13 protein-coding genes are annotated in these 19,252 nt (G+C 60.6%); 3 read left to right on the top strand and 10 right to left on the bottom strand.

Annotation, left to right across the window (positions count from 1 at the left end; all coding sequences use genetic code 11):
* Window positions 1–63: 63 nt before the first annotated feature.
* From LOY43_RS09620 to LOY43_RS09580, 9 genes are all read right to left on the bottom strand, one after another.
* Window positions 64–1,251: an EAL domain-containing protein gene (locus tag LOY43_RS09620; RefSeq protein WP_258709518.1), complete on the bottom strand. Its 1,188-nt coding sequence runs from the start codon at window positions 1,249–1,251 to the stop codon at window positions 64–66.
* 115 nt (window positions 1,252–1,366) lie between these two features.
* Window positions 1,367–2,389, bottom strand: coding sequence for a fimbrial protein (locus tag LOY43_RS09615; RefSeq protein ID WP_245398033.1), 1,023 nt, complete (start codon window positions 2,387–2,389; stop codon window positions 1,367–1,369).
* Window positions 2,386–3,120 carry a molecular chaperone gene (locus tag LOY43_RS09610; RefSeq protein WP_095047683.1) on the bottom strand — a complete coding sequence of 245 codons (735 nt, stop codon included), beginning with the start codon at window positions 3,118–3,120 and terminating at the stop codon, window positions 2,386–2,388. Before LOY43_RS09610 ends, LOY43_RS09615 begins: the two co-directional genes overlap by 4 nt.
* A gap of 29 nt (window positions 3,121–3,149) precedes the next feature.
* Entirely contained in the window at window positions 3,150–5,531 is a 2,382-nt protein-coding gene (locus LOY43_RS09605) for a fimbria/pilus outer membrane usher protein (RefSeq protein WP_245398032.1), read from the bottom strand.
* 147 nt (window positions 5,532–5,678) lie between these two features.
* On the bottom strand, window positions 5,679–6,212 hold the full coding sequence (locus LOY43_RS09600; protein WP_095047684.1) for a fimbrial protein: 534 nt from the start codon (window positions 6,210–6,212) through the stop codon (window positions 5,679–5,681).
* Between the two features lie 312 nt (window positions 6,213–6,524).
* A complete protein-coding gene (locus LOY43_RS09595) occupies window positions 6,525–7,241 on the bottom strand; it encodes an MgtC/SapB family protein (protein WP_007913384.1) in 717 nt (238 codons plus the stop codon).
* Between the two features lie 126 nt (window positions 7,242–7,367).
* On the bottom strand, window positions 7,368–10,067 hold the full coding sequence (gene mgtA / locus LOY43_RS09590) for a magnesium-translocating P-type ATPase (protein WP_095047685.1): 2,700 nt from the start codon (window positions 10,065–10,067) through the stop codon (window positions 7,368–7,370).
* A 577-nt stretch (window positions 10,068–10,644) separates the two neighbouring features.
* On the bottom strand, window positions 10,645–11,979 hold the full coding sequence (locus LOY43_RS09585; RefSeq protein WP_220558412.1) for a lysine N(6)-hydroxylase/L-ornithine N(5)-oxygenase family protein: 1,335 nt from the start codon (window positions 11,977–11,979) through the stop codon (window positions 10,645–10,647).
* 131 nt (window positions 11,980–12,110) lie between these two features.
* On the bottom strand, window positions 12,111–12,593 hold the full coding sequence (locus LOY43_RS09580; protein ID WP_042704912.1) for a sigma-70 family RNA polymerase sigma factor: 483 nt from the start codon (window positions 12,591–12,593) through the stop codon (window positions 12,111–12,113).
* Between the two features lie 322 nt (window positions 12,594–12,915).
* Here LOY43_RS09580 and LOY43_RS09575 point away from each other — a divergent pair, with 322 nt between their 5' ends.
* From LOY43_RS09575 to LOY43_RS09565, 3 genes are read left to right on the top strand one after another with little or no spacing between them, the layout of a single operon-like run.
* Window positions 12,916–14,079 carry an efflux RND transporter periplasmic adaptor subunit gene (locus LOY43_RS09575; RefSeq protein ID WP_095047687.1) on the top strand — a complete coding sequence of 388 codons (1,164 nt, stop codon included), beginning with the start codon at window positions 12,916–12,918 and terminating at the stop codon, window positions 14,077–14,079.
* Window positions 14,080–16,053: a MacB family efflux pump subunit gene (locus LOY43_RS09570; protein WP_258709517.1), complete on the top strand. Its 1,974-nt coding sequence runs from the start codon at window positions 14,080–14,082 to the stop codon at window positions 16,051–16,053.
* A gap of 7 nt (window positions 16,054–16,060) precedes the next feature.
* The gene (locus tag LOY43_RS09565; protein ID WP_099758504.1) at window positions 16,061–17,455 is read left to right on the top strand and encodes an efflux transporter outer membrane subunit; all 1,395 of its coding nucleotides are present in this window, start codon (window positions 16,061–16,063) and stop codon (window positions 17,453–17,455) included.
* 159 nt (window positions 17,456–17,614) lie between these two features.
* Here LOY43_RS09565 and LOY43_RS09560 read toward each other — a convergent pair whose 3' ends face one another.
* A complete protein-coding gene (locus LOY43_RS09560) occupies window positions 17,615–19,240 on the bottom strand; it encodes a PvdJ/PvdD/PvdP-like protein (RefSeq protein ID WP_258709516.1) in 1,626 nt (541 codons plus the stop codon).
* Between the last annotated feature and the right edge of the window lie 12 nt (window positions 19,241–19,252).

Below are 19,252 nucleotides of genomic sequence, written 5' to 3'. Positions count from 1 at the left end.
GTGCAGAACATACACGAGCACCACAGAATTGTAGGAAAATTCTTGGAAAACACCGCACAACGATCAGCGCTCGCCCTCTGGCTTCTCCAGCCATTGCAGCAAGTCATGTCCGCTCATGGGACGGGCCAGGTAATAACCCTGACCCATTTCGCACTCCAGCTCGCGCACATGTTCAAGCACCTTTGGGCTGCTGATGCCTTCGATCACCAGATCCATTCCTAACGAACGAGCCAGCACCCTCGTACTGGCGACCATCGCCCGGTTGCGTTGACGGTCGAGGTGCTGGACAAAACGGCCATCGAGTTTTATCTGGGTGAACGGTAACTGGCACATCAGCTTCAACGAGGAAAACCCGACACCGAAGTCGTCGACCGCTAATCCGCAGCCGAGCAGGCGCAAACGCAACAAGTTCTCCTGCGTGCCGGGCGGGCAATCGAGCAAACCGTTCTCCGCCAGTTCGAGCATCAGAACCGATCCGTTGAACCCGTGCCGCTCCAGCGCCCGTTTGATGTGTTCCACCAGAGCACTATGGGTCAGTTGCGAGGCATGCAGATTGAACGCCAACTGCAAGGCCACACCACGATGACGCAAAATGCCCAGCAGGTTCAGGCCCTGCTCAAGCAACTGTTTGAACATCTGGTCGGTCAAGTCATACGCCAGCACGGCGGAGAGAAAGTCGCAAGGCAACAGCGTCCCGCGCGCGGGATGCTGCCAACGCACCAGCGCTTCCACGCCGATCACCGCACCGCTGTGTAATTGAAACTGCGGCTGAAACCACGCCCGAAACTCACCCAGCGCCAGCCCGCGGCGCACTTCATCTTCGTGGGGCAACTCTTTGCTCGGTGGCGCCAGCACTGGCGGGATCCGCCCGTGTTTATAGCGATACAACAGGCGGTTCAACGCACGCAGCTGCACCGGCCGGCTCAGCACTCCGAGCAATTGCAGACCGCCCAGCGAGGCCATTTGCCCCAAGGTACGCGCCAGCTCCGGGGGGAGTTCACTGCACAGCAACACCGCGCGCACCATACCGCTGTGGCTGGCAACACGGAGGAATTCCAGGCAATCGAGGCCCCGGTCAGTGAGGTCGCAGATCACGATATCGACCCCGCCCTGCAGGTGCATCTGCACCATGGCCTGCTCGGCATCCGGTGCTTGCAACACGTCACGCACGCTCAGGCGTTGCAACATCCTGACCAGCACGTTGCGGGCAAACTCATGATTTTCCAGCACCAGAATACGTGGGGAGGTCATCTTCCTTTAATCACTCAATTGACCCGGGAGACCGGATAGTGGCCTGCGCCAGCAGGGTTGAACGCAGGACTTATCCTGCGTCAATGTAGGAAATTTCCCAGAAGCTAATGCGTCATCAGTAGTAAACGATCTGCACAACCATGATCGCTTCGAACGGTCCGACCTCGGGATTGCCCAGCGACACCACCGACGCGCTGAACGGCACATCGATATGGCTGACGTCCGCCGGAAAATTCGCCAGAGGGAAAGGCTCGTTGATCTGCACCAGATTGTTGTGGGCATCGCGCACCTGAATGCCGAACTGACTATCGGCGGATGGCAAGATGTTGTAGAGGCCCTGTTGGTGGGTGGTCACAAACGTCGCACCGATGTTGATCGCGCTGCTGCACTTTTTCTCCAGGGCCAGGTTGAAGGGGCCGGTCGGATTGGGTGGGGAAAAACCGGTGGTGGTTTTCTGGATCACGCCAAAGTCGACAATGCCCGGCTCCGGCGTCACCGTGACGTCGACTGTGCACGCAGTGCCGACAATGTTCTGCAACCCGGAGAGTTGAAAACGGAAGTTGCCCGCCGGGTTGCTCGGCCCGCCATTCAAGCCATAGAGACCGTCGAACTGGAACACGTCGTAGGTGTCTTGCGAGGGACGCTGCAAGGGCAACAATCCGCGTTTGCGGATCACCACCTGAAACGCAATGCTGGGCGTCACCCGTGAACACGCGAGCATGTCAGCGCCGCTGGTCGCGTCCGGGCAACCACGGGATACGAATCCGCTGTTCACGCCCTGGGTCGGGTTGGAGCTCCAGTCGCCGTCCCAGGCTGTCACGCCGCGATACACCAGACCGAATTCGATGCCCCACGGGGTGGCATTGAGTCCTGCCGGGTTGCCATAGAAGTAGATCGGATCGTCTTCCCTGAAGTGCAGATCGAAGAGTTTCCAGCAGTCGGCCGGCACCACATGGGTTTTCGAGCGCCAGATGATCGTGCCGTCCGGCACGGTGTCCGGCACCGACACCGGGCCAATGTATTCGCTCAGGTAGCTGCCGCCGTCCAGCGACTTGCAGACCATCGCCGAAGCCAACTGCGACGCGCCCAGCAGCACTGCGGCCGCGGCCAGCCGGGTCAGCGTAGAGAACAGGCTCACGGTCTCACGCCTTTGCAGACGTTCGCCACGCAGTTGAACAGCGTGTCGGACTGGCCACCGAAGTCATTCATGTTCGACACCCGCAAGGTGCTGAACGCGGTGTTGCTCAGGGCAAAGCGCGCATTGCCGCGTGGCGCGATCATCACCGTATCGATCGGCATTCTGGTTTTTTCCGGGCCGGCCAGCAGCCCGACCACAGTGATGTGAAACGGTGTCGGGTTATCGACAATCAGCTGTTTCGCTGCCGGGTCGATTTTCAGGTTCAGGCCCAGCGCGAGGTCTTCACCACGCTCACGCTTCACCGCTGCCGGGCGATAGAACAATTTGATCTTCGACTGCAAGGCGATCTGCATCGAGTTGACGGCCTGGCTCTTCGGCGGAATCTCGCGAATGTTCAAATAGAACACTGACTCGCGGTCAGCCGGCAGGGCCAGTTCGGGCAATTTCACGATACGCAGCACACTGCTTTCGTTCGGCTCGATGCGCTGCAGCGGTGGCAGGACCATGAACGGTGAGGTGACTTTCTGGCCACTCTCGTTTTCGATCCACGACTGCACAATGAATGGCAGCTGCGGGTTTTTGTTGCTGACTGTGACGCTGACCGATGGTGCACTTTCCTCGAACACCAGCCGGGTGCGATCCGGCACCACAGCGGCGCTGGCCAACAGCGGCAGACTAAGGCCCGCGGCCAGAAACAGACGGTGAGCAGTAAACAAGGCAAAACGAGACATGATGACTCCGGGTTCATTGGAAGACGCGGTTACAGACACTGGGCAGGCTTGGCGATATTGCTCACCACGTCCTCCTCAGGGAGTTTGGCCAGACTGCATTGGCCGGCGTCATCCCAACGCGCTACCAGTTCAGCCCCAACCTTGATGCCCAACAGATAAGTGACGCCCGCCTCGCCGACGATGCCCACCTCCCGGTTGGTGTTCTTGTCCTGCACCGATGCGCCGAAAGGCACCGGTTTACCGTCGTTGCGGGTCAATACGACAAATGCGTTGCGGCCCTGCCCCGTGGCGAAATTGACGTAGCCGATGGCCCCCTCGGTCAGCGCCAGACGCTGGATCGGGTTGGACACTTCGGTGTTGAGCGGCAGTTTTTCGACGTTGACCCGCGCTTCGTAAGCCTGAAACGAGGGCAAGCCATCCATCACCGCATAGCCGTCCCGGTTGGTGCGGGTCTGCCCGGTGAAGGCCACGTCCGGTACGCCATCGGTGGACACCAGCAGGCGCGTATCGCCATTGGTGCCATTGCCATGGGCCGAGACCCCATAACGGGTGGCGACCAGTGAGCTGTCGAGTTCGCCGGTCAGCGAGCGATAGGTGCTGCCATCGGTGGAGGCCGACGCGTTGGCGCGGTAACTCGAAGCGCGTTTACCGACATAGGCGTTGACGTAGCGGTTGTCGCCAACGCCGCCATACACCTGATAGTTCACGCCTTCGCCGTCGTCATGGCTGTAGCCGACACTGGCGGACGAATCGCCGGAGCCCGAGCGCTGCAGGTTACTGGAGGCCATCGAATTGCCCCCCAGTGGCACCGTCACACCGAGGTAGATCTGCGAGTCATTCTGCCGACTGTTTTGCGTCTGGTAAGCCGACAGGTTTGCGGTGATGTTCTTGACGTTGCCAAGGGAAAAACTGCGCGCCACGGTCATGCCGAAACGATCGGCTGCCGGCGCGTCCCAATAAGTCGAATGGTCGTAGGAAAAACTCGTCGATAACCAGGAAAAATGCTTGGCCAGGGTCACCGAATAACGTTGCTTGCCCGAGTTCATCGCATAGGAATCAGCATCGCCGACAAACTGCGAAAAGTTGGTGAAGGTCTTGTCGGAAAAGCGATAACCCAGAAACCGCAGGTCGGTGCCAATGGCGTCAAAACGCTTGGAATAGTTGATTCTGTAAGAGTTGCCGGCCACGGTTTCGCCGTTCCAGCGCAGCTTCGCCCGAGACGTGGTGACATCACCAGACACTGCGCCGAATACGCCAAGGTCCTTGCCGATACCGATGGCATTCGACTGATAACCCGAGGCAGCCAGCACGCCACCGTAGATCGTCCAGTCCCTTGGCAGACCATAGGCCGCTTCCGAGGCGACAAACTCAGGCTCTGTGCCGCCGTTACCGGTCAGGCGCGGCTGGCCGGCGGAAACCTTGTAACGCAACTCGCCTTCACGGGACAGAAACGGAACTGCGGCGGTGGCTACGGTAAACGTTTGTTCGCTGCCATCCTCTTCGCGCACGGTCACATCCAGTGTGCCTTGCACGCTGCTGTTGAGATCCTGAAGGCTGAACGCACCCGGTGTCACCGTGGTCGAGTACAACACACGACCCTGCTGGGATACGGTGACGGTCGCGTTGGTACGCGCCACGCCACTGATCAGCGGCGCATAACCGCGCAGGTTCGGCGGCAACATGCGGTCATCGCTGCTCAGGGTCGCTCCGCGCAGGGCAAAGGTGTCGAACACATCGGAGTTCAGATAGTCCTCACCGACCGACAGCTTCGAACGTATCGATGGCAACGCGCGATAGGCGTACAAGCGGTTCAACTGGAACGCTTCGCCGTGGGGATCATTATTCTGGCTACCTGACTCTTGCCGCGCCTGATAATCGGCGCGGATGCGCCAGGCATCGAGGTTGACCCCGGCCGTGCCATAGCTTTGCAATGAACGCGAATCGCCGGACGGCGTATTGGTTTCGCGGCTGTTGGCGATCACTCGGTAATCAAGCAACGCGCCGTTGAGCCCGTCGCTCCAGGCGGCAGGCGGAATGTAGTTGGGATCGTCATACTCGAACGAGGCCTGCGGCAGGCTGATCGACAGACGTCCAAGGTTTTTCATGTACTTGATCGAGGCATTTTCAATGCCACGCAAATCCACACATTGCCCCTCAGCCAGACGCGGCAGGCTTTTGAGCAACGCAGGCTTGAGACCAAAGGTCGCCACCAGGTCTTCGGGCAGACAGGCGTAACTTTCTTGCGGGTTGGCGCCGCTCTTGAACTCGATCGAACGTGAACCGAAATAACGCTGATTGACGGTGATATCCAGCAAGTAACGACCGGGCACAGTGTATTGGGCGTGGGCAAACTGTCCGAGACTGATATCGTCGTTTTTATCGATATTCAGGAACTCCGAATTAAACTCCACAGCGTTTGAATAACGCGCACAGGAGATCAACACGCAAGACACGAAAAGTTTTCGGCCGTACACGGGAAATAGCCTTTATCAGAACTTTGACGGAAAAGAAAAAAGGGGTTTTCACCCCTTTCTCTTACAACGTGCGATACCGAGGTATCAGTTGTAGGCCACGGTGAAGTTCGCAACGCTGTCTGCTTCACCGGTGGTGACGGTCGCAGCGGTGGCTTCATACATGGCGGCGAAGGTCACGGTGTTGTTGCCGTTTTGCAGCACAACCGGAGCGACCTGCTCGGTGCCGTTATCGAGCATTTCGCCAGCGCTGGCCTGCAGACGGATGCCGACGTTCTGCGCCAGACCGGTAGTGGCGAACAGGCCCGGAACCGCTGGATCCTGCACACCGCTGAAGGTGAAGCGGGCGTTCTTCTGGGTGGTGGTGTCGCAGTCGGTCAGGATGATGTCGAACTTGGTCGGCGTCGAACGATCACCGATCGCCTTGAACTGGTTCGATGGCACCTGACCCAGGGAAACGGTCTGGTCCAGAGAGCTGGCGTCGATACCGCAGGCGCCGGATACGATTTCACCAATGAAACGTACGGTGCCAGGGTTGCCGGAAGCCGGCGTCGCAGCATTGGCGAAAGAAGCGAGACCCATGACAACGGTAGCGGCGGTAACAGCGACGATCTTTTTCATTTTTTACATCTCTTGGGATAGTTGTTTATTCGGCCCAGCGGCCTGGCTCTCCCAATTACTCATCAGCGACAACAGGCTTGCTCGCTGTAGCGAACAACCTTCATCACGGAATCTGCAACGAATGGTTCCCCCCTCTTTCCGGCCATTCCCTGCCGAACTTTCCAGGTATTCATTGCACTTCCGTAATAACGCATCGAGTCATCAGGACGCCGGGCATCTCTGCTCCGGAACAAATAGTGATCGAGACCCAAGGGTGAAAATGTAGGTTCTTTCTTGCCGCCTTGTAGGACAATTCTCAGCAACCGAAAACGATCATTCCGTGGTACTCGGACTCCAGAATGCCTGCACCACCAGCGCCGATGTGGAAATCCGCGCCACCAGCGCATCCAGTTCATCGCCATCGACCGACGTTGTCGCCAGCGTCGCTTCGATTTCGATTTCATCGGCGCCGAAGGCATGCACATCAACATCGCTGGCCGGGTAGTTGCTGCGTTCAAGCTCGGCCTCAAGCAAGGCGAACACGGCGGTTTGCTGGGAGCGTCGGGCGATGACGTAGACGATGTTGGTGACTTCCGCCGAGACCACGTCCAGTGGCTGGCGGTTGATGTTGTTGACGATCGGCCGCAGCAAGGTGTTGGCGGCCAGAATGAATAGCGTGCCGAGTACGGCTTCGGCGAGCAGATCGGCCCCGGCACAGGCACCGACCGCTGCGGAGGTCCACAGGGTCGCGGCGGTATTGAGACCGCGCACGTTGCCCTCTTCGCGCATGATCACCCCGGCGCCGAGAAAGCCGATGCCGGAGACCACGTAAGCAACCACGCGCACCGCACCTTCGGCACCAGCGAGACGGTTGGCCATGTCGACGAAAATAGCTGCGCCGACGGCGACCAGCACGTTGGTGCGCAGGCCGGCGGTGCGTTGCCGGTACTGACGTTCGAAACCGATCAGGCCACCGAGGATGAAGGCGGCACTGAGGCTGACGAGGGTGTCGAGCAGCGAATCGAGGTTGAGGTTGTTGATGGCTTGCATAGTCTTGTCCTTGAAACACATAACCTTTGTAGGAGTGAGCCTGCTCGCGATAGCGGTGTGTCAGTCATTGCAATGTTGACTGACCGATTGCTATCGCGAGCAGGCTCACTCCTACAGGGGGCAGCATTACTGCCAGCCGAACCGGCGGATGTAAAAACCTTTCACGGCCTGGGTCAGCGCCATGTACGCCAGCAGAATCACCGGCAGGAACACGAAGTACAGCGATGGCAACGCCTGCAGTTTGAAGTAATGCGCCAGCGGCCCCATCGGCAGGAAGATGCCGACCGCCATGATGATCCCGGTCATGACCAGCAGCGGCATGGCCGCGCGGCTTTGCAGGAACGGAATCTTCGGCGTGCGGATCATGTGCACGATCAGCGTCTGGGTCAGCAACCCGACCACGAACCAGCCGGACTGAAACAGCGTCTGGTGATCCGGGGTGTTGGCATCGAATACGTACCACATCAAGGCGAACGTGGTGATGTCAAAGATCGAACTGATCGGGCCGAAGAACAGCATGAAGCGCCCAACGTCACCCGGCTGCCAGCGTTGTGGTTTCTTCAGCATGTCCTCATCGACGTTATCGAACGGAATGGCGATCTGCGAAATGTCGTAGAGCAGGTTCTGCACCAGCAGGTGCATCGGCAGCATCGGCAGGAACGGAATGAACGCACTGGCGACCAGCACCGAGAACACGTTGCCGAAGTTGGAGCTGGCGGTCATCTTGATGTACTTGAGCATGTTGGCGAAGGTGCGCCGCCCTTCGAGTACGCCCTCCTCCAGCACCATCAGGCTCTTTTCCAGGAGGATGATGTCGGCGGCTTCCTTGGCGATGTCCACCGCACTGTCCACGGATATACCGATGTCGGCGGTGCGCAGGGCTGGAGCGTCGTTGATGCCGTCACCCATGAAGCCGACCACATGGCCGTTGCCTTTGAGGATGCGCACGATGCGCTCCTTGTGCGACGGCGTCAGTTTGGCGAAGACGTTGGTGGTCTCTACGGCAACCGCCAGTTCGGCATCGCTCATGCGTTCAACGTCGTTACCCAGTAGCAAACCCTGCTGAGCCAGACCGACTTCGCGGCAGATTTTCGCGGTCACCAGTTCGTTGTCGCCGGTCAGCACTTTTACCGCCACGCCATGTTCGGCCAAGGCCTTGAGCGCCGGCGCGGTGCTTTCCTTCGGGGGATCGAGGAACGCCACATAGCCGATCAGCGTCAGTTCTTGTTCATCGGCCAGGCTGTAAATCTCGCGACCTTCAGGCATCGAGCGTGCGGCCACCGCCACCACGCGCAAGCCTTCAGCGTTGAATGCTGCGGTGACCTGACGAATCCGGGTCAGCAATTCATCGCTCAAGGCTTCATCGACCTCACCGTGACGCACGCGGCTGCACACCGCCAAGACTTCTTCCACGGCACCTTTGCAAATCAACTGATGTGGCTGGCCACGTCCTTCGACCACCACCGACATACGCCGACGATTGAAGTCGAACGGGATCTCGTCGACCTTGCGAAACGCCGTGCCGACTTTCAGTTCACGGTGGATTTCCACGTGTTCCAGCACCGCGACATCGAGCAGGTTTTTCAGGCCGGTCTGGTAGTAGCTGTTCAGGTAAGCCATTTCCAGCACGTCATCGGAGTCTTCGCCCCAGACATCGACATTGCGCGCGAGGAAGATCTTGTCCTGGGTCAGCGTGCCGGTCTTGTCGGTGCACAGCACGTCCATGGCGCCGAAGTTCTGGATCGCATCGAGACGTTTGACGATGACTTTTTTACGCGACAGGAACACCGCGCCTTTGGCCAGCGTCGAGGTGACGATCATCGGCAGCATTTCCGGGGTCAGGCCGACGGCAATCGACAGCGCGAACAGCAATGCTTCGGTCCAGTCACCCTTGGTGAAACCGTTGATGAACAGCACCAGCGGCGCCATCACGAACATGAAACGGATCAACAGCCAGCTGACTTTATTCACGCCTTGCTGGAACGAAGTCACCGCGCGATCGGTTGCGCCGACACGCTGGGCCAGCGCACCGAAATAGGTGCTGTTGCCCGTGGTGAGAATCACCGCCACCGCCGTGCCGGAGACAACGTTGGTGCCCATGAACAGGATGTTGTCCAGCTCCAGAGGATTGCGCGTGTCGCGATCAGCCTGACGCGGAAACTTCTCCACCGGCATCGATTCGCCGGTCATCGCCGCTTGGCTGACGAACAGATCCTTGGCGCTAAGCACGCGGCAATCGGCAGGAATCATGTCACCGGCCGAGAGGACGATCAGATCGCCCGGCACCAATTGCTTGATCGGCAATTCGCTGCGTGGGGCGTCACGGCGCATCACCGTGGCGGTGTTGCTGACCATGGCTTTCAGCGCGTCGGCAGCCTGGTTGGATTTGCTTTCCTGCCAGAAGCGCAGCAACGTCGACAGCACCACCATGGAGAAAATCACCACGGCGGCCTTGAGGTCTTCGGTCAGCCACGAGATCACCGCCAACAACGTCAGCAGCAAGTTGAACGGGTTTTTGTAGCAGTGCCACAGGTGAATCCACCATGGCAGCGGTTGTTCGTGTTCGACTTCGTTGAGGCCGTATTGCGCACGCAGCGCATCGACTTCGAAATCGGTGAGGCCATCGGAGTGCGTGCCCAATGACGAGAGCAACACACCGCTGTCGCAATGCGCGGCATCGACCAGGGTGTTGGCCAAAGTCGGCGGGACTTCACGGCTGACCGTGGTGTCGTTGATCGATTCCAGCAGCGCCAGACGACGGAAGTGCCGGGCGATGTGGCGGGTCCGCAGAAAACCTGCGAAGAATTCCTTGAGCGTAAGTTTCATGGCTGTTGCCCCTATGGTCAGCCGGGAAACCGTCAAGCAGGTACGGCCGCGCCTCGTCCACCGGAAAAACCGGCACGGCAAGGCCTGGCGCGCCGGTCAGAAACGACAGGCGTGTCGATAGGGCTGCGATCACGACTGTGTAGTCGAAATCACGCTCTGTTCAGCGTCGATGAGAAGGAACGTCCAGACATGGCCCAGGACGGGTCATGCACGGGATGCCGCTGCTCGCTGTTACGGCGAGACAACGGCAGAGAAAGGCTGCGCGTTATCTTGCCGAGAATCTGCCGGTTACCGAGACCGGCCGACAACTGTCACTCGAACAAGTACCCACTGTGGGTCTCCGCTATTGATGAAAACGCGCGAAGCTTACGCCCCGATGTCTGGAGAGTAAACCCGCAAAAGGCAGTGTGTCGGGGAATGTGGGGGATGTTCAGGAAGGGTTCAGGATGATCGTTCCCACGCTCTGCGTGGGAATGCAGCCCGGGACGCTCCGCGTCCCTATCGAAGGCCGAACGCGGAGCGTCCGTTGAGGCATTCCCACGCAGAGCGTGGGAATGATCTGGCCTGGAAATCGGCGTTAGCTGGCAGTCGCCAACAACAGATCCGCCATCGACCGATGCCCACGGTTCTTGCCGTGTTCATACAACGAACCTGCAATCTCGTCCGCACGAATCGGCAACACCGACAGCAACGTGTCGCTCAGACCATGGCTGGCCTGGCAGAAGCCCTGCATGTAGATGCCGGCCTGGCAGCGTTCGTCGGTGATCAGTTTGTAATTGCGATCGACCTCGAAGTCGCCCAGGTATTCTTCCAGCGGCGCCAGCAGTTTGCGGTGCATCTGCCGCTCGTAACCGGTGGCCAGAACAACCGCGTCGTAATTGCGTACAGTGACTTCGCCGGTGGCGTTGTTGCGCACGGCCAGTTCGATACCGTTTTCGGTGGCGGTGGCTTTCTCGACGGTGGTCAGGGTACGGAACGCGTGGCGGGCAACACCCGAGACTTTCTGCCGATAGAAGATGCCGTAGATGCGCTCGATCAGGTCGATGTCGACCACCGAATAGTTGGTGTTGTGGTACTCGTTGACCAGACGCTCACGCTCGACGCTGTTCTGCTGGAACACCAGATCAGTGAACTCCGGCGAGAACACTTCGTTGACGAACGGGCTGTCGTCAGCAGGCTTCAAGGCTGAGCCGCGCAGGATCATGTCGACCTGCACCGACGGGAACGAATCGTTCAGATCGATAAAGGCCTCCGCCGCGCTCTGCCCGCCGCCGATGATCGCGATGCTCATTGGCTGATTGTTCACGCACGGCTGCCTGGCCATTTGCGAGAGGTATTGCGAGTGGTGGAACACGCGGCTATCGCCCTTCAGCGCTTTGAACGCCTCCGGAATACGCGGTGTGCCACCGGCGCTGACCACCACCGAACGGGTGGTGCGTACATGTTGCAGGCCCTGGCTATCGCGGGAAATTACCCGCAGCGCTTCAACCTGGTGGTTGTGCAGCACTGGCTCGATGGTCAGCACTTCTTCGCCGTAACGGCTCTGCTCGGTGAACTGCCCGGCGACCCAGCGCAGGTAGTCGTTGTACTCCATGCGGCACGGATAGAAGGTGCCGAGGTTGATAAAGTCGACCAGACGACCGTGATACTTGAGGTAATTGACGAACGAGTACGGGCTGGTCGGATTGCGCAGGGTCACCAGATCCTTGAGGAAGGAAATCTGCAACTCGCTCTGCGTCGACAAGGTGTTGCCGTGCCAGCTGTAGTTGGCCTGTTTGTCGAGGAACAGCACATCCAGCTCGCCCTGGGTCGGGCCGCGCTCTTGCAGAGCGATGGCCAGTGCCAGGTTCGAAGGGCCGAAACCGACGCCGATCAGGTCGTGAACGATGGGCGATGCAATTGCCTGTGTCATTTCCAGTGTCCTCTGGATGAACCCCTCAACGCGGGGATAAAGCCTGGGTGGCCTGACCGGCCTGAATCAGGTCAGCAGGTCGTCTGTTGAGTAGGAACGAGGACGATGAACGGAAATTTAACCAGCAAGGATCAATGGGCGTCCCATTGTTTGATGCGCAAGCGGCAATGTTTCATGGCGTTGACGATGTGCTTTTCCACCAACGCCTTGGAAATCCCTAGATGCTCGGCAATTTCCGGATGGGACAGACCTTCGATCTTGCGCAGCAGAAAACTTTCCCGGCAGCGCGGCGGCAACTCGGCCAACGCGCGCTGGAGCATCTCCAGACGTTGACCGTGGTCGAGGGTGCCGTGGGGCGACGGGGTGAAATAGCGCTCTTCGCTGTCCAGCACATCGAGCGATTCGACCTGGCGCAAGGCGTTGCGCCGATGATCATCGATAACCAGGTTCAATGCCGTGCGATAAAGGAAGGCCCGCGGTTGTTCGATCGGTGTGTCGCTGGAACGCTCCAGTACCCGTACATAAGCGTCATGCACCACATCTTCGGCCACCTGACGGTTGCCCAGCTTGGCGTTAAGGAAACACACCAGCTCGCGATAGTAGTTTTCCAACATGACTCCCGACCGCATCGATGCAGTTCCTGTCCTTGAGCACACTGATCCAGCCGCCGCAAACGCAGTAGCAAGATAGTGGCAACGTGAGGTGCGTAATTTATAGTAATTCTCATATAGATTTAAAGAGTTGTTTCCACATCCGCCCCAAATAGTCGCGCCTGGCTACCTGTTACTTGATGTGTACGGCGCTTAAATTCCCTTGTGCATTCATCGTTTACAGGACAGCTCCCCGTATCTGTCGTGCCATGCGACAGCGTTCAGCGCCCCTGCACGCCTGTGTACTGGCCGAATGACGGGCCGATTCCACTGGCCGGAACCCTGCATGAAACGTCCCCGCCCCGCCCGACGCGCCCTGTTCGCCGCCCTTTGCCTGATTCCCGTGATCGCCGTTGCCGCGTGGCAAGTCCTGCCGCCCGGGCGCGACGCCCTCGCCACGGTGCAGGTGACGCGTAGCAGTATCGAAAACAGCGTGACCGCACTGGGTACGTTGCAGCCACGTCGTTATGTGGACGTCGGTGCGCAGGCATCCGGGCAGATCCAGAAGATTCATGTCGAGGCTGGCGACACGGTCAAGGAAGGCCAGTTACTGGTAGAGATCGACCCCTCCACGCAAAAGGCCAAACTGGATGCCGGGCGGTTTTCCATCGAAAACCTCAAGGCACAGTTGCAGGAGCAACGCGCCCAGCACGACCTCGCGCAACAGAAATACCAGCGCCAGCAGAAACTCGCCGCCGGTGGCGCCACCCGTGAGGAAGACGTGCAGACCGCCCGCGCCGAAGTCCGCGCCACGCAGGCACGCATCGACATGTTCCAGGCGCAGATCCGCCAGGCTCAAGCCAGCCTGCGCAGTGACGAAGCGGAGCTCGGCTACACGCGTATTTATGCGCCGATGAGCGGCACCGTCGTCGCCGTCGGCGCCCGCGAAGGCCAGACGCTCAACGCGCAACAGCAAACCCCGCTGATCCTGCGCATCGCCCGGCTTTCGCCGATGACCGTGTGGGCCGAGGTTTCCGAAGCGGACATCGGCCACGTCAAACCCGGCATGACCGCCTACTTCACCACGCTCAGCGGCGGCAGTAGGCGCTGGAGCAGCACCGTCCGGCAAATTCTGCCGGTGCCGCCGCGCCCGCTCGAACAGAATCAGGGTGGCAGCCCCACCAGCGGTCGCAGCGGCAGCGAACGCGTGGTGCTCTACACCGTATTGCTCGACGTCGACAACGCCGACAACAGCCTGATGACCGACATGACTGCGCAGGTGTTCTTTGTGGCGCAACAGGCGCAAGACACCCTCACCGTGCCCAGCGCCGCCCTGCAACCCGGCTCACGCCCACAATGGCAACGGGCGCAGATCGTCGCCGCCAATGGCGAAATCCAGCCCCGCGAAGTGCGCACCGGCATCAGCGACCGCTTGCGCACCCAAGTGCTTGAAGGCCTGGCCGAAGGCGATCACATTCTCAGCGCGCCGGCCACCGGCAGCGGAGGCTGAATGCAAACGCCACTGATTGACCTGCGGCAGATCCGCAAATCCTATGGCGGCAATGACAGCCCGCTGGTGGAAGTATTACGCGGCATTGATCTGTCGATTCATGCCGGTGAGTTCGTCGCCATCGTCGGGGCGTCCGGCTCCGGCAAGTCGACATTAATGAATATCCTCGGCTGCCTCGACCGCCCTACCAGCGGCGAATATCGCTTCGCCGGGGAAGACGTCGCCCGACTCGACACTGACGAACTGGCCTGGCTGCGCCGCGAAGCGTTTGGTTTTGTATTCCAGGGTTATCACCTGATTCCGTCCGGTTCTGCCCAGGAAAACGTCGAGATGCCGGCCATCTACGCTGGTACCCCGGCCGCCGAACGCCACGCGCGCGCCAGCGCCTTGCTGGAGCGGCTCGGCCTGGGCAGCCGCACCGGCAACCGTCCGCATCAGCTTTCCGGCGGTCAGCAACAGCGGGTGTCGATTGCCCGGGCGTTGATGAACGGCGGCCACATTATCCTCGCCGACGAACCCACCGGCGCCCTCGACAGCCACAGCGGCGCCGAGGTCATGACCCTGCTCGATGAGCTCGCCAGTCAGGGCCATGTGGTGATTCTCATCACCCACGACCGCGAAGTCGCACAACGAGCCAAGCGCATCATTGAAATTCGTGACGGGCTGATCATCAGCGACACCGCCGAACACCCGTCAGCCCCACCGCGCAGCGCCAACCCCGGCGCCCTGCAAGCGGTGGATCTGCGCCAGCGCCTGAGCAGCGGCAGCACCCAGACCGGCGCCTGGAAAGCTGAACTGGTCGACGCCGTGCAAGCGGCGTGGCGGGTCATGTGGATCAATCGTTTTCGCACCGCGCTGACCCTGCTCGGGATCGTCATCGGCGTGGCCTCGGTGGTGGTGATGCTCGCGGTGGGCGAAGGCAGCAAACGCCAGGTGATGGCGCAAATGGGCGCCTTCGGCTCCAACATCATCTACCTCAGCGGCGCCGCACCCAATCCGCGCACACCACCGGGCATCATCACCCTCGACGACGTCGCCGAACTGGCCGCCCTGCCCCAGGTCGAGCGGATCATGCCGGTCAACGGCTCGACCGCTGGCGTGCGTTTCGGCAATGCCGACCACAGCAGTTACGTCGGTGGCAACGACACCAATTTCCCGAGCATCTTCAACTGGCCGGTGGTTCAGGGCAGTTACTTCAGCCAGGCCGATGAAGACAGCGCCGCCGCCGTGGCGGTGATCGGCACCAAGGTGCGCGACAAGCTGCTCAAGGATGTCGCCGATCCGATCGGCCAATACATCCTGATCGAAAACGTGCCGTTTCAGGTGCTCGGTGTTCTGGCGGAAAAGGGCTCGAGCTCCGGCGATTCCGACAGCGACAACCGCATCGCCGTGCCCTACTCGGCGGCCAGCACGCGCCTGTTCGGCAGCCGTAATCCGGAATACGTGGTGATCGCCGCCAAGGACGCACGCAAAGTCAAAGACGCCGAGCAGGCGATCGAACAGGCGATGCTGCGGCGACACAATGGCAAGAAGGATTTCGAACTGACCAACAACGCCGCAATGATTCAAGCCGAAGCACGCACGCAGGGCACGCTGTCGCTGATGCTCGGCGCCATCGCCGCGATCTCGTTGCTGGTCGGCGGTATCGGGGTGATGAACATCATGCTCATGACCGTGCGCGAACGCACCCGGGAAATCGGTATCCGCATGGCCACGGGCGCGCGTCAGCGCGACATCCTGCGCCAGTTTCTCACCGAAGCGGTGATGCTTTCGGTGGTCGGCGGCGTGGCCGGTATCAGCCTGGCGATGCTGGTCGGCGGCGTGCTGTTGTTCAGCGGCGTGGCGATCGCGTTTCAATGGCTGGCCGTCATCGGTGCGTTCGCCTGCGCGCTGGCCACCGGCGTCCTCTTCGGCTTCATGCCTGCCCGCAAGGCTGCCCGGCTCGACCCGGTCACGGCCCTTACCAGTGAATGATCGACCTATGAAAGCGCCACTGACAATTCTTGCCGCCAGCCTGTTGCTGGCGGCCTGCAACAGCCCTGCGCCACGCCCCGACAGCGGCGTGCTGCCACCGGCCGCGTGGCAATCACCTGAGCAGCCCGGTGCCGTGCAGAGCAACCGCCAATGGTGGACCCAGTTCGGCAGCCCCGAGCTGGATCGACTGGTCGAACAGGCGCGACTGGGCAGCCATGACCTCGGCGCCGCTGTTGCGCGGGTCAGGCAAGCCCAGGCCAGCGCGACGATTGCCGGCGCCCCGCTGCTCCCGGAAATCAAGGCCGGTCTCAATGCCAACCGGCAGAAACTGTTGCACGGCAAAGGCTACAGCCAACTCGACGTCAGCCCGGATAATCGCTCGCTGGATTACTACGACGCCGAGCTGAGCGCCAGTTACGAAATAGACTTCTGGGGCGGCAAACGCGCGGCGCGCGACAGCGCCGTGTTCGGTGTACAGGCCAGCGAGTTCGACCGTGCCACCGTCGAACTGACCCTGCAAAGCGGCGTCGCCAACAGTTACACGCAGGCCTTGGCATTGCGCGAACAGGCACGCATTGCCGAGCTCAATCTGGCCAACGCGCAGAACGTCCTGCACTTGGTGCAAACCCGCTTCGACGCCGGCAGCGCCACCGCACTGGAACTGGCCCAGCAAAAAAGCCTGGTAGCGGAACAGCAGCGCAAATTGCCACTGGTGCAGCAACAGGCCCGCGAAGCCTTGATCACCCTCGCCGCCCTGCTCGGCCAACCGGTGCAGGCATTGTCGGCACCGCAACAGTCATTCGAACAGTTGCAATGGCCGAACATCGCCAGTGGTGTGCCCAGCGATCTGCTGAGCCGGCGTCCGGACATCGCCAGCGCCGAAGCCAAACTGGCGGCGGCCCAGGCTGACGTCAGCGTGGCCCGCGCCGCCATGCTGCCGAAAATCACCCTGACCGCCAGCCTCGGCACTGGCGCCGATTTGGCGGCGGATCTGCTGCGCACCACGTTCTACAACCTGTCTTCCGGATTGACCGCGCCGATCTTCAACAACGGCCGCCTGAGCGCCGAGCGCGACAAGGCCAAGGCGCGTCAGGACGAACTGCTGGAAACCTATCGAGGGGCGATCATCAATGGCTTCGCTGACGTGGAAAAAGCCCTGAGCAGCATTCGCGGCCTCGACGAACAGCGCCAGTGGCAAAGCGAAGAACTGAGCCAGGCGCAGACCGCGTTCGACATTGCCCAGAGCCGCTACCAGGCCGGTGCCGAAGACTTGCTGACGGTGCTGCAAACCCAGCGCACCTTGTATGCGGCGCAGGATATGAATGTGCAATTGCGCTTGTCGCGACTGCAGGCGAGCATTGCCCTGTACAAGGCGCTGGGCGGGGGCTGGCAGGTTATCTGAGCGAAAATTATCGACTGGACTGACGCCTTCGCGAGCAGGCTCGCTCCCACATTGGATCTGCGTCGTTTACAAAGCCCCCTGCTCGCGAAGGCGCCAGGTCAGGCAACCAAGATCCCTAGGCAAAAAAAATCGCAGCACCGGGCTGCGATTTTTTTGCGCTCAGAGTTGCCGCCCTTTCACTTTCAGATGCCGCGCGTACCACGGTCGCTGCGGCACTTTGCGGAACAGGTCGGCCATGTTGTCTTCATCGCCAAAGGTGATGCGCAACGCCAGCTTCATCGTCTCAGGATCCATCTCCACCGAGCGCCCGATCTGCAACCCCGGCACGGTGCTGCAGCCATGGGTGTCCGGCCCCAGCCACGGGTCATCGACCTCAACCCAGCGACCCGGCGCAAACCACGGCACACCGTTGACTTCCAGCCGGCTGACTTCGCCCGGATGAAAACGCTCGTGGGCGCGGAACCAGTCTTCGATGCGATCATCGATCCAGCCGTGGAAACGCCAGAACACCGGGTTCACGTGCGAGGAAAACGGGTCGCCGAGAAAGTCGTTTTCCGGCGCATACCAGCGCGCGGCAAAATCTGCCTGATCGCGCGCCATCGGCACCGGAATGTCGTTGGACGGATCCCGCGCCACCGACGCCCAGCGCATGTGCAGCCAGTCGTGCAGACCCAATTCGACTTCCGAACCGAACTGGCCGAGGCTGAGTTTCGCCAGGTAGCGCGGGTCGCGGTACTGCGATTCCCACACCTGGAAATTACTGTGATAGGTCTCGGCCGCTTTAATATCGCTGACCCACTTGGTGTACTCGTCGTCACCTTCAGTCAGCCACGTCGGTGGTAGTGCATCGCCGTCGTGATTGTCGAAGTAACGGGCGAAGCCCTGGCGGTCACGCTCCAGCTCCGGCTGCGGCATCGGGAAGGCCTGCCATGACGGCAAATCCTGCATCGAACGGGCCTTGCCGAGCATGTGTCGGTGCATGAAGAAAAAATCGATACCAGAGCCGTTACGATCCTTGCTGGGCCCACGGGCATCGCGCTCCTTGTCACGGGGGCCGGGTTGCCAGCCAATACCGCGCAGGGCGTCGCGTTTTTTCTCCGAGAGCTTGTGCCACTTGTCGCGGCTGGCGTGCCAGAGCTGGTGGAACAGGCGATGTTCCGGCGCCACCAGCCACGCCAACAGCGTCGGGTTCAAACCGGTGCGTTCGCGGGCCTCGGGAAAACGTCGCTTGATGGCGATGAAATGATTGTCCAGTTCAGGCAGCGCCAACGGCCGATCGAGGCGCAACACTTGCCCGGTGAACGTGCCGCTGCCGGCATTACCGAACGCCGCCCAGACTTCGTCGAGTTTGACTTTGAATTCGTAGACCGGCGGCGCTTGCGGCGCATCGGTGCGCATCAGCCGCCAGTACATTTCGGCGCCGTTGCCCGGCGCCAGATCGCCGATCACTTGGTAACGCGCAGGCGCTTCTGAGCGCAGGTTGGCACCGGTATCGAGAAACCCGCGCAAACCGCGCCCCCGGTGGGCAATGTCGAGAAACAACTCGAGGCCGTAGCGTGGCAAGCCATCAAGCCCGGCCGCAGATCCGCTGAAACGGATATCCCAGACGCCGCGCAGGTTGTCCGCCAACTGCTGTCCGGCGGTATCGGCCAGATCGACCGTAGCCTCGCCCGGGGTGATCGGAAACTCCTCGCGGGTCAGCTCACGATGTGCATAAAAAGCGGCAGGCAGCGCGGCGCCCGTGAGTGCCATGCCCGCCATGAACCAGCGTCGAGAGATCGTCATTGCCCTACCTGT

Source organism: Pseudomonas sp. B21-041, assembly GCF_024748675.1.
In the GTDB taxonomy this organism is placed as follows: domain Bacteria; phylum Pseudomonadota; class Gammaproteobacteria; order Pseudomonadales; family Pseudomonadaceae; genus Aquipseudomonas; species Aquipseudomonas neuropathica.
Note: the sequence above shows the minus strand (reverse complement) of the source record. Positions and strands in the feature narration are given on the sequence as shown.